Raw genomic sequence first — 14248 nt, forward strand, 5'->3', positions numbered from 1 at the left:
ACTGACAAGTCGAGCAGAGACGAAAGTCGGCCATAGTGATCCGGTGGTCCCACGTGGACGGGCCATCGCTCAACGGATAAAAGGTACTCTGGGGATAACAGGCTGATGATGCCCAAGAGTCCATATCGACGGCATCGTTTGGCACCTCGATGTCGACTCATCACATCCTGGGGCTGGAGAAGGTCCCAAGGGTTCGGCTGTTCGCCGATTAAAGTGGTACGTGAGTTGGGTTCAGAACGTCGTGAGACAGTTCGGTCCCTATCTGCCGTGGGTGTAGGAAAATTGAGAGGATCTGTCCTTAGTACGAGAGGACCGGGATGGACGTACCTCTGGTGGACCTGTTGTGGCGCCAGCCGCATTGCAGGGTAGCTACGTACGGACGGGATAACCGCTGAAAGCATCTAAGCGGGAAACCCACCTCAAAACGAGTTTTCCCTTGAGAGTCGTGGTAGACCACCACGTCGATAGGCCGGGTGTGGAAGTGCGGCAACGCATGCAGCTTACCGGTACTAATCACTCGATCGGCTTGATCGCCCTCATTAACAATGCCCATCGCATCCGCGATGCGCTCCAATGATCAATTCCAGCTTCTTCCCTTTCTGCGCTTTGCCGGCCTGGTGGTCATGGCGAGGAGCCTGAACCCGATCCCATTCCGAACTCGGCCGTTAAACTCCTCCGCGCCAATGGTACTGTGTCTCAAGACCCGGGAGAGTAGGTCGCTGCCAGGCCTGCAAAACGCAGAAAGAAACAACCTCTCTTCACGCCTTCCAAAAAGCCCCGCCCAGCAGAAATGCTCGGCGGGGCTTTTTGTCGTGCGCAGGGGCGGAGAAGACCGAAGGCGAGGGGCCGCCCGAGCTTCAGGCGCCGCGGCTCAAACGGTGGCCGAGGACGAAATACTGACTTAGCGAACGGAACGGAGCCGCCAATATCGGCAAGCCGGCCGATCGAAGCCTGGTGCCTCAACGTGTCTTGACCAGGGACATCAGCTCGATCAGAGTTTCGGAGCCGGGGCCTTTCCAAAGTCTGGCACATCGTCTGGCTTCAAGGCCATGAACGCTTCATAGGCGGCAATGTCCTCTTTGCTCGGGACGGTGCGGTCTGTCGAGAGCGCCCGTATCCCATCAGCAAACGAACGGCGCGTGACCTGTCCCAAGATCACAAAATCGTTTGAGAGCTCGTAGGACATGGAGCCGGTCCACATGTCAATCCGGGCGTAGCCAGGTGCTCTGGCGAACAGCTTAGGCTGGCCTGAAACCTCGTGCTTCGCCAAGGCAACTCGTAGGAATTCTAGCTGCCTAAATAAAACGTGCGTGCGAGCCAAATCATCTGCGATCTCCTTAGTTATCTTCGGATGGTCGATAATCTTACGAATCGTTTGAGCAAAGCGATCGCGTCCTAGGTTGAGGTCTCCAGGATTGCGCCTCTTTTCCAGCGCTTCGGCCTTTAATTTGAGGCCGCCGTTGGAGTGCCACTTCAAGACACTCTTAGCGCGCTCCCGCCATGTCCGGAGCAGCTCATAGACGGCAAAAAGCCATTGCTGGCTAAGTGCGTTCAGAAGAACAGCGTGCTCAAGATTTATGCCCTCGTCATCGGAGCGATATTCACGAGCCTCGGTCTCCATCTGCATGAGAAAAACATCGACTAACGCAACGTTTGTAGCCTGCATGCCAAGGTAGATGTCGTCGCCGAACAGTGTCAGTCCGCGCAGTGCTTTGTCGAGTTCGCGCGCTCCGATCTCCTCGGCTCCACGACGCATGCCCACATCATCATCATCTGTCTCTACCATATTTGCCCCACACAACGTCTTCGCAGCGACTTTCTGGTGCAGGCTGATCCAAGCTACCGGTTCTTCACCCCGTTCGCCTCGGCGACAAAGTCCGACAGCATCGGGACGTAGCGCTCTGCCTGGCCGGCCGCGGCCATCGCCGCGAACTGGTTCTTCACCGCGCTGCCGAGAGGGTTCACGAGGCGGGCGCTGTCGGCCATGCCGGCGAGATAGCGGAGATCCTTGTAGGCGTTGGCGATCGTGAACTGGTGGGCGTTCTCGTCGCGCTTGATCACATAGGTCATGAACGTGTCGTAGAAGCCGCAGCGCATGCGGCCCTGGCCGATGACGGAGTGGAAGGTTTCAGGGCTGATGCCGACCTTCTGGCCGAGCGCAAGCGCCTCCGAATAGAGCGCCGCATAGCCGAGCGATAGGAAGTTGTTGATCAGCTTCATCTTGTGGCCGGCGCCGACCGGCCCGACATGGGCGATCGTCGCGGCCCAGCAGGCGATGAGCGGCTCGGCCCGCGCAAAGTCGTCATCCGATGCGCCGACCAGCGCCTGCAGCGTGCCGGCCTTGGCGCCGGCCGGCGTGCCGCCGAGCGGGGCATCGACGAGGCTCATGCCCTTGGCCGCGACCACCTCGGCGAGCCGCAGCGTCGAAGCGGGTTCGGCCGTGCTGCAATCGATGACCATGAGGCCGGGCTTGCCGCCGGCGAAGATACCGTCCGGTCCCTCGATGATGGCCTCGACCTCAGGCGAACCGGTGACGCAGAGGAAGATCGCATCGCAGAACGACGCCATCTCGGCCGCGCTCTTCACCTCGCGGGCACCGTCAGCCACGAGCCGCTCGACGGCGTCGCGTTTGCGGTTGGCCATGACGACCAGCGCATTGCCCTTGGCGAGCAGGTTGGCCGCCATGCCCTCGCCCATATAGCCGAGCCCGATGAAGCCGACCGTCGCCTTCGCCCTGTCCTGCATGCTGCTGTCCTGCCTTATTGCGCTCGCGCGAGCGGGGAGTTTGTGGTTTTGCCGAAACCTAAATTGGTTTAAGCGAAGAGCATAGGGTCGCGCGGGGCGGGGGTGCCGCAAACGCGCGGTCAGGGGACGGCGGGTCTCGAGAAATGGTGGATCCCGACAAGGACGGCGCTCCCCGAGCTGCGCAGCGGCGCGCCGGCCGGCGCGTGCTGACGCTGCGCATGCTGGGGCAGGAGCTCGGCCTTTCCACCGCGACCATCTCGCTGGCGCTGCGCGATTCGCCGTTGGTGGCCGAGGCGACGCGGCTGCGTGTCCGCGCGCTTGCCGACGAGGCGGGCTATGTCGCCAATCGCTCCGCCGCCAGCCTCCGGACCGCGCGCACCAACATGGTCGGCGTCATGGTCCATGACGTGATCAACCCCTATTTCGCCGAGATCTTTCGTGCGCTCGAGACGGCGCTCAATGCCCGCTCGCTGGCGATCATGATCTGCAACCATGGCGACGATATCGGCCGCCAGCGGACCTTCGTCGATACGCTGCTGCAGCACCGCGCCGACGGGCTGATCATGTGCCCGGCGATCGGCACAGACGCGGCCGCCGTCGCGCGGATCACCGACCAGGGGCTACCCTTCGTGATGATCTGTCGCGAGGTCTCCGGCGCGGCCGTGCCGCTCGTGCGCGGCAATGATTTCTCCGGCGCGCGCGCGCTCGCCCGCCATCTGGTGGCGGAAGGGCACCGGCGCATCGGGTTCGTCGGCGGCCGGCGCGCCACCAGCGCCGGCGCCGAGCGCCACGCCGGCTATGTCGCTGCGCTGGCGGAGGCCGGCATCAAGGCCGATCCGGCGCTCGACTGTCCGGAGGTGATGAGCCAGGAGGCGGTGCGCGCGAGCGCGGAGCGGCTGCTGGCGCTGCAAGACCCACCGACAGCGCTGATCGGCTTCAACGATCTCGTTGCCTTCGGCCTCGTCTCCGCGCTGCGCCATGCCGGTCGCGAGCCGGGGCGCGACGTCGCCGTCGCCGGCTATGACGACACCGACGGCGCGGCTTGGGCAGCGCCGGCCCTGACGTCGGTGTTCAATGCCGCCGAGCGGATCGGCAGCCTCGCCGCCGGGCTTCTCGCCGCGCAGATCGACGGCGCCGAAATGGAGCCGGAGCGCATTCTCATCGAGCCCGAGCTGCGCATTCGCGCCTCGACCCGCCCCTGACCCGCCTTTCTCAAAACTGGAGCATGGAAACGATGTCACGGCCCGAAATCCTGATGCCCGGACGCATGAGCGACAGCGTCGAGCGGGCGCTGGACGCCCAGTTCACCGTGCATCGGCTGCATCTGCGCGACGATCCCGCCGCGGCTCTGCAGGCGCTCGCCCCGCATATCCGCGCCGTCGCCGCCGGCGGCCATGCCAAGGTGGACGCGGCGCTGATCGACGCGCTGCCGCATCTCGAGATCGTCGCGAATTTCGGCGTCGGCTACGACAATGTCGATGCGCGCTACGCCGCCGAGAAGGGCGTCATCGTGACCAATACGCCCGACGTGCTGACCGAGGAAGTCGCGGACACGGCGCTCGGTCTCATCCTGATGACGGTGCGCGAATTCTCCGCGGCGGAGCGCTATCTGCGCGCCGGAAAATGGCCGTCGGCGTCCTATCCCCTCACCAAGGCGACGCTGCGCGACCGCGTCGCCGGCATCGTCGGGCTCGGCCGTATCGGCAAGGCGATTGCGCGCCGGCTGGAGGCCTTCGGTGTGCCGGTCGTCTATCACAACCGCCGCCCGCAGGACGATGTCTCCTATCGCTACTATGGCGATCTCGTCGAAATGGCGCGCCATGTCGACATGCTGATCAGCGTGCTGCCGGGTGGCGCCTCGACCGATAAGCTGATCAATCGCGCTGTGCTCGATGCGCTCGGGCCGCGCGGCATCGTCATCAATATCGGCCGCGGCACGGTGGTCGACGAGGCGGAACTGATCGCCGCGCTGACCGAGAAGCGGATCCATGCCGCCGGCCTTGACGTTTTCGAGAAGGAGCCGCAGGTGCCGGCCCAACTCATGGCGCTCGAGAATGCCGTGCTGCTGCCGCATGTCGGTTCGGCCTCCGAGCATACGCGCGACGCCATGGGCCAGCGCGTCGTCGACAATCTCCTCGCGTGGAAGGATGGCCGGCCGCCGATCAGCCCGGTGACCGAGACACCGTTCAGCGGCTGGCACAAGCGCTGAGCGGCAGCGGACACCGGCGGCTGCCATGTACGACGCGAAGAAGCCGGAGGACGAGCCCAGTCCCGGTGCGATCTTCCTTGAGTTCCTGCGTCTTGGCCTCACCTCCTTCGGTGGCCCGGTGGCGCATCTCGGCTATTTCCGCGAAGCCTTCGTCCGCCGGCTCGGTTGGATGGAGGAGGGCGCCTATGCCGATCTCGTGGCGCTCTGCCAGTTCCTGCCGGGGCCGACCTCGAGCCAGGTCGGCATGGGCGTCGGCTACGAGAAGGCGGGGCTCCCCGGCGCGATCGCGGCGTTTGTCGCCTTCACGCTGCCATCGGCCCTCGTCATGGCCGGCCTTGGGCTGGGCCTCGCCTCCGGCATCGGCATCGATGCCGGGCTTGTTGGCGGGCTCGCTCTCGTCGCGGTCGCTGTTGTCGCCGAGGCGGTGCGCGGCATGGCGGGCTCGCTCGCCACGACGCGGTTCACGTCCGGCCTTGCCGTCGCGGCCGCGGCGGCGGCGCTGCTCCTTCCCTTCGCGCTGACGCAGATCGGCATCATCGCTGCCGCAGCGCTGATCGGCCTCGCCCTCGCACCCGACCGGCCGCCGACGGTCCCCGCTGGAGTCGCCGCCCCGGGATCGCGGCGGCTCGGCATTGCGGCACTGGTGCTCTTCGCGCTGCTTCTCGCCGCGCTGCCGATGCTGGCAAGCCAGTCGAGCATCGCCGCGCTGGCGGCACCCTTCTATCAGGCGGGCGCGCTCGTCTTCGGTGGCGGCCATGTGGTGCTGCCGCTTCTGGAGCGCGGCGTGGTCGGCACAGGTATGATCGCTCCCGAGAGCTTCATTGCGGGCTATGGCGCCGCGCAGGCGATGCCCGGGCCGCTGTTCTCGCTTGCTGCCTTTCTCGGAGCGACGGCGGCGATGCCGGGGCCATGGTCCGGCGCGCTGATCGCGACGCTGGCGCTGTTCGCGCCCGGCTTTCTGCTGGTGATCGGGGTGCTGCCGTTCTGGCGGCGGCTCGCGGGCTTCGGCCCCGCCCGCCGCGCGCTGACCGGCGTCAACGCCGCCGTGGTCGGCATCCTCGCCGCCGCGCTCTACGACCCTGTCTTCACCACGGCGGTGCATGCGCCCCACGATCTCGCCTTGGCCATCGTGGCATGGGGGCTGCTCGCGGTCGCCCGCTGGCCGGCCTGGCTGGTGGTGATCCTCGGCGCCGCGGCGGGCTTCGCGCATCCTTTCGCCTGAGCATCCGGCATCTCCGGCTCCAGGGCGCGGCGGGTAGGGGCCGCAGCGCCAGGAGCCGGAGACACCGGAACCGTCAATCGAGGGCGACGTGCTCCGCCGGCCCCTTCTGCGGCTTGTTGCGCAGGAGGAGCAGAAGCGGGATCGTCGTCATGGTGACGAACATCATGAGCTTGAAGTCGTCGATATAGGCGATGAAGGCGGCCTCGCGCGTGATGAAGCCGTTGAGCTGCGCCAGCGCGCCGAGATCGCCCATCGCCATGTCCATCGGCAGCGCCGGATTGGTGGCGGTCACATGGCCAGCCATCGCCTGGTGCATGATCTGCGTGTTCTGCGCCAAGAGCGTCGCGACGATGGATACCCCGATCGACGAGCCGAGATTGCGTACCAGACTGAACAGCGAGGCGGCGTCGGTCCGCCATTTCGGCGGCAGCGTCGCGAAGGAAATGGTCGACAGCGGCACGAAGACGAAGCCGAGGCCGAAGCCCTGCGTGATGCCGGTGATCATGAACGGCATCGCGCCCATCTGCTCCGACCAGGTCGTCATCTCGTAGAGCGACCAGGTGGTGAGCGAGAGGCCGATGAAGATCAGGATGCGCGGATCGACCCGTCCGACCAGCCGGCCCACCAGCATCATTGCGATCATGGTGCCGACGCCGCGCGGTGCGAGGATCAGCCCCGTCGTGATCACCGGGTATCCGTAGAGGTTCTGCAGCATCGGCGGCAGCAGCGCCATGGTGGCGAGCAGGATGATGCCGATGATGAAGATGAAGACGAGGCCGGTGACGAAGTTGCGGTCCTTGAAGATATGCGGGTCGATGAACGTCTCGCGCGATGTGGCCATGTGGACGACGAACACCCAGAAGCCGATCACCATCAGGCCGGTCTCGATCAGGATCTCGGTAGACGAGAACCAGTCGAGCTGCTCGCCGCGATCGAGCATCATCTGAAGCGCGCCGATGCCGAGCGAGAGGAAGGCGAAGCCAAAGAAGTCGAACTTCCTGAGACGGATCGGCCCCTCGCGCATGAAGAAGAAGATGCCGAGAAAAGCGACGATGCCGACTGGCAGGTTGATGAAGAACACCCAGCGCCAGTTGAAGCTGTCGGTGAGCCAGCCGCCGAGCGTCGGGCCGATGATGGGGCCGACCATGATACCCGCGCCCCACATGGCCATGGCCTGGCCGTGCCGCTCCTTGGGGTTGATCGAGAGCAGAACCGACTGGGAGAGCGGCACCAGGGCGGCGCCGAAGATGCCCTGCAGGATGCGGAAGCCGACCATCTGGTAGAGGCTGCCGGCAAGGCCGCAGAGCATCGAGGCGAGGGTGAAGCCGACGATGCAGGTGAGGAACAGACGCTTGATGCCGATGCGGTCGGCGACCCAGCCGGTCACCGGCGTCGCGATGGCTGCGGCCACGATATAGGAGGTCAGCACCCAGGTGATCGTATCCTGGGCGGCGCCGAGCGAGCCTTGCATCGATGGCAGGGCGACATTGGCGATCGTTGTGTCGAGCACCTGCATGATCGTCGCGAGCATGATCGAAACGGTGATCAGCCCGCGGAACGGCACGGTATCGGCGCTGGTAGTGCTCATCGTGCGCAGCGCCTCCCGAGGCGCATCAGCGAAGGGTCAGCGGGTCGTCGTCTCGGCGACCGCCGTGCCGAAGCCCGGTAGCGTTCGGCGATGGCCGGTGTCGACGTCGACCGAGGCGCTGAGGCCGGCCGGGACGGCCGCGATGTCGAGATCGCCGTCGATTTTCAGGCGGACGGGGACGCGCTGGACGACCTTCACCCAGTTGCCGCTGGCGTTCTGGGCCGGGAGCAGCGAGAAGGCCGATCCGGTGCCGGCATCGATCGACTCGACCTGGGCGCGAAAGGTCTGGTCGGGATAGGCGTCGAAGGTGATCGTCGCCGGCTGGCCGACCCGCATATGGGTGAGGTCGGTTTCCTTGAAATTCGCCTCAACATAGGCCGTGCTGGTTTCGACCAGCGTCATCAGAACGGTCGGGGCCATGGCCGGATTGGTCACATATTGCCCGACTCGCAGACGGTCCGTCTGCGAGACGACGCCGTCGGCGGGCGCATACACGGCCGTCTGCTCGAGGGCGAGCGCGGCGCTCTCGCGCGCCGCCTGCGCCTGCATGACGGACGGATGCTGGTCGGTCGGGATGTCCGGATCGCCGCCGAGGGCGGTGAGCGCGCCGGAGACCTTTTCCTTGGCCTGCGCCACGGACTGCTCGGCATTGCGCAGATTGTTCTCGGCCGCGTCGAAATCGGCATTGGAGCTGACGCCGCGCTTCAGGAGGTCCTGCTGGCGGGCGAAGACCTTCTGCTGATAGTCGAGCGTCTCCTCGGCCGATTTCTCCTCGGCCACAGCCTGCTGCCAAGTGGATCGAAGCTGTTCCACCTGCAGCCGCGCCGCCGCGACGGCGGCATCGGCCTGGTTGAGTGCAATCTGGTAGGGCTGCGGGTCGATCTTGAACAGGAGATCGCCCTTCTTCACCGTCTGGTTCTCACGCACTGCGACATCAACGATGCGGCCGGACTGGTCGGCGGTAATCGAGACGCGGTTCTGCTCGAGATAGGCGTTGTCGGTGGAGACAAAGCGGCCGCCGGTCAGCCAGAGATAGCCGCCGCCGAGAATGATCGCGAGCGGCACCACGAGCATCAGCACCAGACGCAGGCTGCGGCGGCGCTTCGGCGGCGGCGCCTCCGGCACGACGCTGAGCTGCGGGGCGGGCTTCTCAGCCTCTGTTGCGGGTTCGGCACTCACGACGGGACCTTTTCGATGCTCGGTTCGGCAAGGGCGTCGGTGCACACATCCGCAGGTTCGGATTCGCCGCCATAGCGTGCCATGTTGGCGCGCATCAGCGTCAGCACGGCGATCAGCCGCTCGGTGTCGGTTTCATCGACGCCTTCGAGCGCCGAGGTCATGACGCTCCTGCCGATCACCTTCATCTCGGCAAGTTGCGGCTGCACCGCCGGCGTCAGATAGAGGCGGCGTGCGCGCCGGTCGGTCGGATCGGGCAGGCGCGTGACGAAGCCGAGCGCTTCCAGCCGGTCGATATGGCGCGACAGCGTGATCGGCTCGACATCCAGCGCCTCGGCCACCGCGGCCTGGTTGGAGCCTTCGTTCTTGTGCAGGAAGGCGAGCACCTGCCACTGCGCGCGGGTGAGCGAGCAGCCCTGCGCGGCCTGATCGAAGGCGCGGCGGATGAGGCGCGCGACATCGTTTATCAGGAAGGCCAGATGCTTTTCGGGCGGGTCGTTTTCCATAGCCCGAAGATAATAAGTCTCAGTGATAATATCAACAGTCACGATTTGGTCGCCCGACCGTGCGGCGCCATGCAGGAAGCTGCGGACAAGCATGGGCTTTTGCACTGTGACGGCGTTGAATCGGGTCGGCGCTGCCGTAAGCTCGCCTTGTTTCGCGGTTAGCGCCGCGTCGATGGCGTTTCAGGGAGCGTTGCGTTGAGCGAGGCGATTTCGGGCAGGATGCCGCGCGACTACCGGATCGATTTCTTCCGGGGCCTCGCGCTCGTCTCGATCTTCGTCAACCACATCCCCGGCAACTTCTTCTCCAATTTCACCCATCGCAATTTCGGCCTGTCCGACGCCGCCGAGGTGTTCGTGCTGCTGGCCGGCATATCCGCCGCGCTCGCCTATTATCCGCGCTTCGTAAACGGCCAGGCGGCTCTATCGATCGGGCAGATCGCCAAGCGGATCGGCACCATCTACATCGCGCATCTGTCGTCCATCGCGATCGGCTTCGCGGTCTATGCGGCTGCGACGATCTGGTTCTCCGCGCCGCAGCTGATGGTGCCGGACGAGCGGCACTGGATCCTCGACAACACGCTCGGCGCGCTGGCCGGTATCGGTGCGCTCACATACCAGACCGGCAACTTCAACATCCTGCCGATGTATATCGGGATGATGGCGATGCTGCCGATCATCATGATTTTGGCGCGGATCAACCTCCTCGTGGCGCTCGCGGCGAGCGCGGCGGTCTGGCTCGTTGCCAACATCCTGCATTTCGGTCCGCCCAATTATCCGGGCAACGGCGTCTGGTACTTCAACCCGCTCACCTGGCAGCTGATCTTCACCATCGGCTTCTGCGGCGGCGTCATGCTGCGGCGTGGCGTGTCGCTCCGGCCTTCGCCGGTGCTCTATGCGCTCGCTCTCGCCTATCTGGTGGCGTCGGCGCTGCTCGTCATGCTGCCGCTGTGGGACCGCTTCCCCGTGATGCCGGAATGGGTCTGGATCACTGGCTTCAACAAGAGCTGGGTCGGCGCCTTCCGTCTCGCTCACCTGCTCGCGCTGGTCTATGTCGTCCTGTGCAGTCCGATCCCGGCTTTCCTCAAGCGCTGGCTCACGCATGACAACTGGATCGTCAGCCTCGGCCGCAACACGCTGCCGGTGTTCTGGCTCTCGACGCTGCTCGCCGTCACGGCCCACATCATCCGCCAGGAGCTGTTCCACCTTCCCAACGATCCGCTCCTGACGGGCAAGTCCTTCGTCCTCGACTGCACGCTGGTCGGCGCGGGAATGGTGTTCCTTTTCGCGCTGGCCTTCCTGCTCGACTGGACGAAGCCCGGCGGGAAGGCGCGGCCGGCCCCCGTGCCGGCGGCACGGCTCGAGCCGGCGGAATAGTCTCCAAAAAAGCGATGGCGCCGCGGCGGGACCGCAGCGCCATGCCGGAACTTGTCTTGGTGGAGCGATGCTCAGTGCATCGTCTCGTTGCCCTTCAGCCTTGCGATCTCGTCCTTTACCTGAAGCTTCTTTCGCTTGAGTGCCTGCACTTCAACCGAATCGACGCTTGGATGAGCCTTCATCACATCCTCGATCTCTTTCGCGAGCGCCTCGTGACGACGCTCCAACGCTTCGAGATGCGACAGCATGGACATCTGCAATGCCTCCCTTTGCTAACGATGACGGCCTGGCGATGGTGCCACAATCGATGGGCAGTGTCGAACGGCGGACCGGCTCGATGACGGCTTTGTGACGCCGCCGGCTCAACAACTTCCCTATGGCGATGTGTGGTCTCCGGCGGCTCGTTCAAGACCCTCCGCACGGTGATTGGGCTCGCCTCACCCGGCGCGAGCATGTATCGTCCTGACGCGGAAGGCCTGCGCGCCGCGAGGCGTCGGCGGGCCCTTTGGGGTGGCGTGCGTATGACCGAGGAAGAAGAGCAGGAAGTCCGTTTCGAGCTGGCGCGCCTCAGGCAGGAGCATGCCGATCTCGATGCGGCGATCGCGGTCATGTCGGAGACGGGTCGCATCGACCCGCTGCGCATCCAGAGGCTGAAGAAGAAGAAGCTCGCACTCAAGGACCGGATCGCGGTCCTCGAGGATCAGCTCCTGCCAGACATCATCGCATAGTCTCGCGCGGCCCGCGCCGCCGGGCACCGAGCAGACCCTCGAGGCGCTCCATCAGCGAGGCCGGCTGGTGGTCCGCTTCAATCGGCAGCGCCGCGATGCGCACGCTGACCGAGGTGACGCGTCCTTCCAGAAGGCGGTCCATCCCGCCCGCGGCCGCGCGCAGCGCGTCGAGACGCGGCGCGATATCGGCCTGACCGGCATTCCAGAGCACAAGGCCGAAGGCATAGGGATCGAGCCGCGCTGCCACGTCGCAGGAGCGGAGCTGGCCCTTCAGCCGCGCGCCGATGGTCTGGAGCGCGCGATTGGCGACGTTCTGGCCATGGCGCTCGGCGACGCCGGCAAGGCCGTCGACCGCGACGAGGACAGCGAGGGCCGGCGTGCGGTAGCGGTTTCGGAATGCGGCGGCCTTCTCGACCTCGCGTTCGTAGGCGCGACGGTTGAGAAGCCCCGTGACGGGGTCGGCCGACGCCTCGACCTCGAGCGTCGCGATGCGGTGGCGCGAGAGATCGAGCGCCGCGCGAAGCGCCGCCACCTCCTGCGAAAGGCGCACCACCAGCGCCCGCTGCTCCATCGGAACCGGCAAAGCATCCTCTTCGACGGCAAGCGGTCGGCGGCGCGCCGGCTGGTCGGCGTCGAAGGCGGGAGCGGGGAACGGCGGGACGGGGCGCGGTTCGGGCATGAAGAGATTCAATGACATAGACTGGTTCAGCATCGGTTAACGACGTCTCTTGCGCAAGTAGTTTGCGAATCGCAGGGATTTCTTTGCCGAGGGAGGTGTCCTCGCTGTCGCGGCGGCCCCGGATCGATGCTTGCACCGTGCCGGCTGCCTCTCTAGTGTCCCCGGCGAATCCTGAGACTCGATCGGAGGAACGCGCTTGGCCGCAAAAGCTCAGCCGGTGGCGATCATCATGGGCAGCCAGTCCGACTGGCAGACCATGAAGGCGGCCGCGGAGACGCTGGATGCCCTCGGCATCGGCCATGACGATCGGATCGTCTCCGCGCATCGCACGCCCGACCGGCTCGTGGCCTTCGCCAAGGACGCGCGCGCGTCGGGTCACAAGGTGATCATCGCCGGCGCCGGCGGCGCGGCGCATCTGCCGGGCATGTGCGCCGCCATGACGCCGTTGCCGGTGCTCGGCGTTCCCGTCGAGTCCAAGGCCCTGTCGGGCCGGGACAGCCTCCTTTCGATCGTGCAGATGCCGGCCGGCATTCCCGTTGGCACGCTCGCGATCGGCCGGGCGGGCGCGGTCAACGCGGCCCTGCTCGCGGCGGCGATCCTCGCACTGGAGGATCCCGCGCTCGCGGGGCGCCTCGATGACTGGCGGGCAGAGCAGACGGCGCGCGTTGCCGAGCGACCGGCGCAGATCGAGGAGACGAAGTCCCATGGGTGACGGCGTGCTGGTTGACGGCGTCCTCGCGCCGGGCGCCACGATCGGCATTCTCGGCGGCGGCCAGCTTGGCCGAATGCTGGCCACGGCGGCTGCCGAGCTCGGCTTCCGCTGCCATGTCTTTTCTCCCGATGGCGAGAGCCCGGCCTTCGACGTCGCCGCGGCGCGAACGATCTCGTCCTACGAGAGCCAGCAGGCGCTCGCGGCCTTCGCGGGCTCCGTCGATGTCGTCACCTACGAGTTCGAAAACGTCCCCGCCGAGACGGCCGAGTTCCTGTCCGGCCAGGCGATGGTACTGCCCGGCGTCGGCGCGCTGGCGGCGTCGCAGGACCGGCTGACCGAAAAGGAGCTGATGCGCTCACTCGGGCTGGAGGTCGCTCCCTTCGCCGCCATCGACAGCCTCGACGATCTCGTTGCGGCCCTTGAACGGGTCGGCCGCCCGGCGATCCTCAAGACGCGCCGCTTCGGATATGACGGCAAGGGTCAGGTGAAGATCGGCCCCGGCGACGATCCGGCCGCGGCGCTGGCGGCGATCAACCATCACCCGGCGGTACTCGAAGGGTTCGTCACCTTCACGCGCGAGGTCTCGGCGATCGTCGTCCGCGGCCGCCGCGGCGAGACGGCCTGCTACGACATCACCGAGAACGTGCACCGCAACCATATCCTTGCCACCTCGACCGTGCCGGCGGCGATCCAGCCGGAGACTGCGGAGGAGGCGAAGGGCGTCGGCATGCGCATCGCCGAGGCGCTCGACTATGTCGGCGTGCTGGCGGTCGAGATGTTCCTGGTCGAGGAGGGCGGGCGCGAGCGCCTCATCGTCAACGAGATTGCGCCGCGCGTCCATAACTCCGGCCATTGGACGCAGGACGGCGCGCTCGCCTCGCAGTTCGAGAACCATATCCGCGCCGTGGCTGGCTGGCCGCTCGCCTCGACCGCCCGCCATTCCGACGCGGTGATGACCAATCTCATCGGCGCCGAGGCCGACGACTGGCACGCGCTCGCCGCCGAGCCGGGCGCGCGGCTCCATCTCTACGGCAAGGCAGAAAGCCGTCCCGGCCGCAAGATGGGACATGTCAACCGGATCACGCCGAAGCGGGGATAGGGGCCTTCGCGCCTGCGGGAAGAACCGACCCGTCTTCCATCGTCGCGCAACGGCCTGCCTCCGGCTCTGCCGATGGGAGAGTTGATGCACAGCGCCGATGCGCCGCGACGGCTTGCGGACCGGGCGCTGCCGGGGGCTCGCGACCGCGCGGCCGATCCCTTTCGCCAGCGGTGGCGGCACCCCATATGACGGCGCTTCCCCAGGGGTGGC

General features: G+C 66.1%; 14 protein-coding genes and 2 rRNA genes (1 of these 16 cut by a window edge). 9 read left to right on the plus strand and 7 right to left on the minus strand.

Annotated features, from left to right (window positions below):
- Positions 1 to 534, plus strand: a 23S ribosomal RNA gene (locus QO015_RS15330) (it extends 2215 nt beyond the left edge of the window).
- Positions 535 to 613: 79 nt separating this feature from the next.
- Positions 614 to 728 (plus strand): 5S ribosomal RNA (gene rrf / locus QO015_RS15335).
- 263 nt (positions 729 to 991) lie between these two features.
- On the opposite strand, the gene QO015_RS15340 is transcribed toward rrf, so the two are convergent.
- Both QO015_RS15340 and QO015_RS15345 read right to left on the minus strand, forming a co-directional pair.
- Positions 992 to 1786, minus strand: a complete 795-nt coding sequence (locus tag QO015_RS15340) for a hypothetical protein (RefSeq protein ID WP_266283259.1) — start codon at positions 1784 to 1786, stop codon at positions 992 to 994.
- Positions 1787 to 1839: 53 nt separating this feature from the next.
- Positions 1840 to 2763 (minus strand): NAD(P)-dependent oxidoreductase, encoded by a 924-nt coding sequence (locus tag QO015_RS15345; RefSeq protein ID WP_266283302.1) that lies wholly within the window; start codon positions 2761 to 2763, stop codon positions 1840 to 1842.
- 125 nt (positions 2764 to 2888) lie between these two features.
- Between QO015_RS15345 and QO015_RS15350 the strand changes: the two genes are divergently transcribed.
- From QO015_RS15350 to chrA, 3 genes are read left to right on the plus strand one after another with little or no spacing between them, the layout of a single operon-like run.
- Positions 2889 to 3947, plus strand: coding sequence for a LacI family DNA-binding transcriptional regulator (locus QO015_RS15350; RefSeq protein WP_266283257.1), 1059 nt, complete (start codon positions 2889 to 2891; stop codon positions 3945 to 3947).
- A gap of 32 nt (positions 3948 to 3979) precedes the next feature.
- Positions 3980 to 4954 (plus strand): 2-hydroxyacid dehydrogenase, encoded by a 975-nt coding sequence (locus QO015_RS15355; RefSeq protein ID WP_266283255.1) that lies wholly within the window; start codon positions 3980 to 3982, stop codon positions 4952 to 4954.
- 25 nt (positions 4955 to 4979) lie between these two features.
- Entirely contained in the window at positions 4980 to 6176 is a 1197-nt protein-coding gene (gene chrA / locus QO015_RS15360; RefSeq protein ID WP_266283253.1) for a chromate efflux transporter, read from the plus strand.
- Positions 6177 to 6249: 73 nt separating this feature from the next.
- On the opposite strand, the gene QO015_RS15365 is transcribed toward chrA, so the two are convergent.
- The 3 genes from QO015_RS15365 to QO015_RS15375 are packed head-to-tail and all read right to left on the minus strand — an operon-like array spanning position 6250 to position 9488.
- Entirely contained in the window at positions 6250 to 7764 is a 1515-nt protein-coding gene (locus tag QO015_RS15365; protein WP_266283252.1) for a DHA2 family efflux MFS transporter permease subunit, read from the minus strand.
- 36 nt (positions 7765 to 7800) lie between these two features.
- A complete protein-coding gene (locus tag QO015_RS15370; RefSeq protein ID WP_266283251.1) occupies positions 7801 to 8943 on the minus strand; it encodes an HlyD family secretion protein in 1143 nt (380 codons plus the stop codon).
- Positions 8940 to 9488 carry a MarR family winged helix-turn-helix transcriptional regulator gene (locus QO015_RS15375; protein WP_266283249.1) on the minus strand — a complete coding sequence of 183 codons (549 nt, stop codon included), beginning with the start codon at positions 9486 to 9488 and terminating at the stop codon, positions 8940 to 8942. The genes QO015_RS15370 and QO015_RS15375 overlap by 4 nt, the downstream gene beginning before the upstream one ends.
- A gap of 153 nt (positions 9489 to 9641) precedes the next feature.
- Here QO015_RS15375 and QO015_RS15380 point away from each other — a divergent pair, with 153 nt between their 5' ends.
- Positions 9642 to 10820: an OpgC family protein gene (locus QO015_RS15380; RefSeq protein ID WP_266283247.1), complete on the plus strand. Its 1179-nt coding sequence runs from the start codon at positions 9642 to 9644 to the stop codon at positions 10818 to 10820.
- 71 nt (positions 10821 to 10891) lie between these two features.
- Here the strand turns inward: QO015_RS15380 and QO015_RS15385 are convergent, their stop codons facing one another.
- Positions 10892 to 11074 carry a YdcH family protein gene (locus QO015_RS15385; protein ID WP_266283246.1) on the minus strand — a complete coding sequence of 61 codons (183 nt, stop codon included), beginning with the start codon at positions 11072 to 11074 and terminating at the stop codon, positions 10892 to 10894.
- 267 nt (positions 11075 to 11341) lie between these two features.
- Here QO015_RS15385 and QO015_RS15390 point away from each other — a divergent pair, with 267 nt between their 5' ends.
- Entirely contained in the window at positions 11342 to 11548 is a 207-nt protein-coding gene (locus QO015_RS15390) for a YdcH family protein (RefSeq protein ID WP_266283244.1), read from the plus strand.
- Here QO015_RS15390 and QO015_RS15395 read toward each other — a convergent pair.
- Positions 11538 to 12227 carry a GGDEF domain-containing protein gene (locus QO015_RS15395; RefSeq protein WP_266283243.1) on the minus strand — a complete coding sequence of 230 codons (690 nt, stop codon included), beginning with the start codon at positions 12225 to 12227 and terminating at the stop codon, positions 11538 to 11540. The two genes, QO015_RS15390 and QO015_RS15395, sit on opposite strands and share 11 nt — an antisense overlap.
- A gap of 229 nt (positions 12228 to 12456) precedes the next feature.
- Here QO015_RS15395 and purE point away from each other — a divergent pair, with 229 nt between their 5' ends.
- A complete protein-coding gene (gene purE / locus QO015_RS15400) occupies positions 12457 to 12939 on the plus strand; it encodes a 5-(carboxyamino)imidazole ribonucleotide mutase (RefSeq protein WP_266283300.1) in 483 nt (160 codons plus the stop codon).
- Positions 12932 to 14038, plus strand: a complete 1107-nt coding sequence (locus QO015_RS15405; RefSeq protein WP_266283241.1) for a 5-(carboxyamino)imidazole ribonucleotide synthase — start codon at positions 12932 to 12934, stop codon at positions 14036 to 14038. The genes purE and QO015_RS15405 overlap by 8 nt, the downstream gene beginning before the upstream one ends.
- Positions 14039 to 14248: the final 210 nt, after the last annotated feature.

Source organism: Kaistia geumhonensis (genome assembly GCF_030815145.1).
In the GTDB taxonomy this organism is placed as follows: domain Bacteria; phylum Pseudomonadota; class Alphaproteobacteria; order Rhizobiales; family Kaistiaceae; genus Kaistia; species Kaistia geumhonensis.

Coding starts and splice junctions, on each gene's coding strand:
- QO015_RS15355 (WP_266283255.1), top strand. CDS start 3,980: ATGTCACGGCCCGAAATCCTGATGCCCGGACGCATGAGCGACAGCGTC.
- QO015_RS15390 (WP_266283244.1), top strand. CDS start 11,342: ATGACCGAGGAAGAAGAGCAGGAAGTCCGTTTCGAGCTGGCGCGCCTC.
- QO015_RS15350 (WP_266283257.1), top strand. CDS start 2,889: ATGGTGGATCCCGACAAGGACGGCGCTCCCCGAGCTGCGCAGCGGCGC.
- QO015_RS15365 (WP_266283252.1), bottom strand. CDS start 7,764: ATGAGCACTACCAGCGCCGATACCGTGCCGTTCCGCGGGCTGATCACC.
- QO015_RS15405 (WP_266283241.1), top strand. CDS start 12,932: ATGGGTGACGGCGTGCTGGTTGACGGCGTCCTCGCGCCGGGCGCCACG.
- purE (WP_266283300.1), top strand. CDS start 12,457: ATGGGCAGCCAGTCCGACTGGCAGACCATGAAGGCGGCCGCGGAGACG.
- QO015_RS15385 (WP_266283246.1), bottom strand. CDS start 11,074: ATGTCCATGCTGTCGCATCTCGAAGCGTTGGAGCGTCGTCACGAGGCG.
- QO015_RS15395 (WP_266283243.1), bottom strand. CDS start 12,227: ATGCCCGAACCGCGCCCCGTCCCGCCGTTCCCCGCTCCCGCCTTCGAC.
- chrA (WP_266283253.1), top strand. CDS start 4,980: ATGTACGACGCGAAGAAGCCGGAGGACGAGCCCAGTCCCGGTGCGATC.
- QO015_RS15340 (WP_266283259.1), bottom strand. CDS start 1,786: ATGGTAGAGACAGATGATGATGATGTGGGCATGCGTCGTGGAGCCGAG.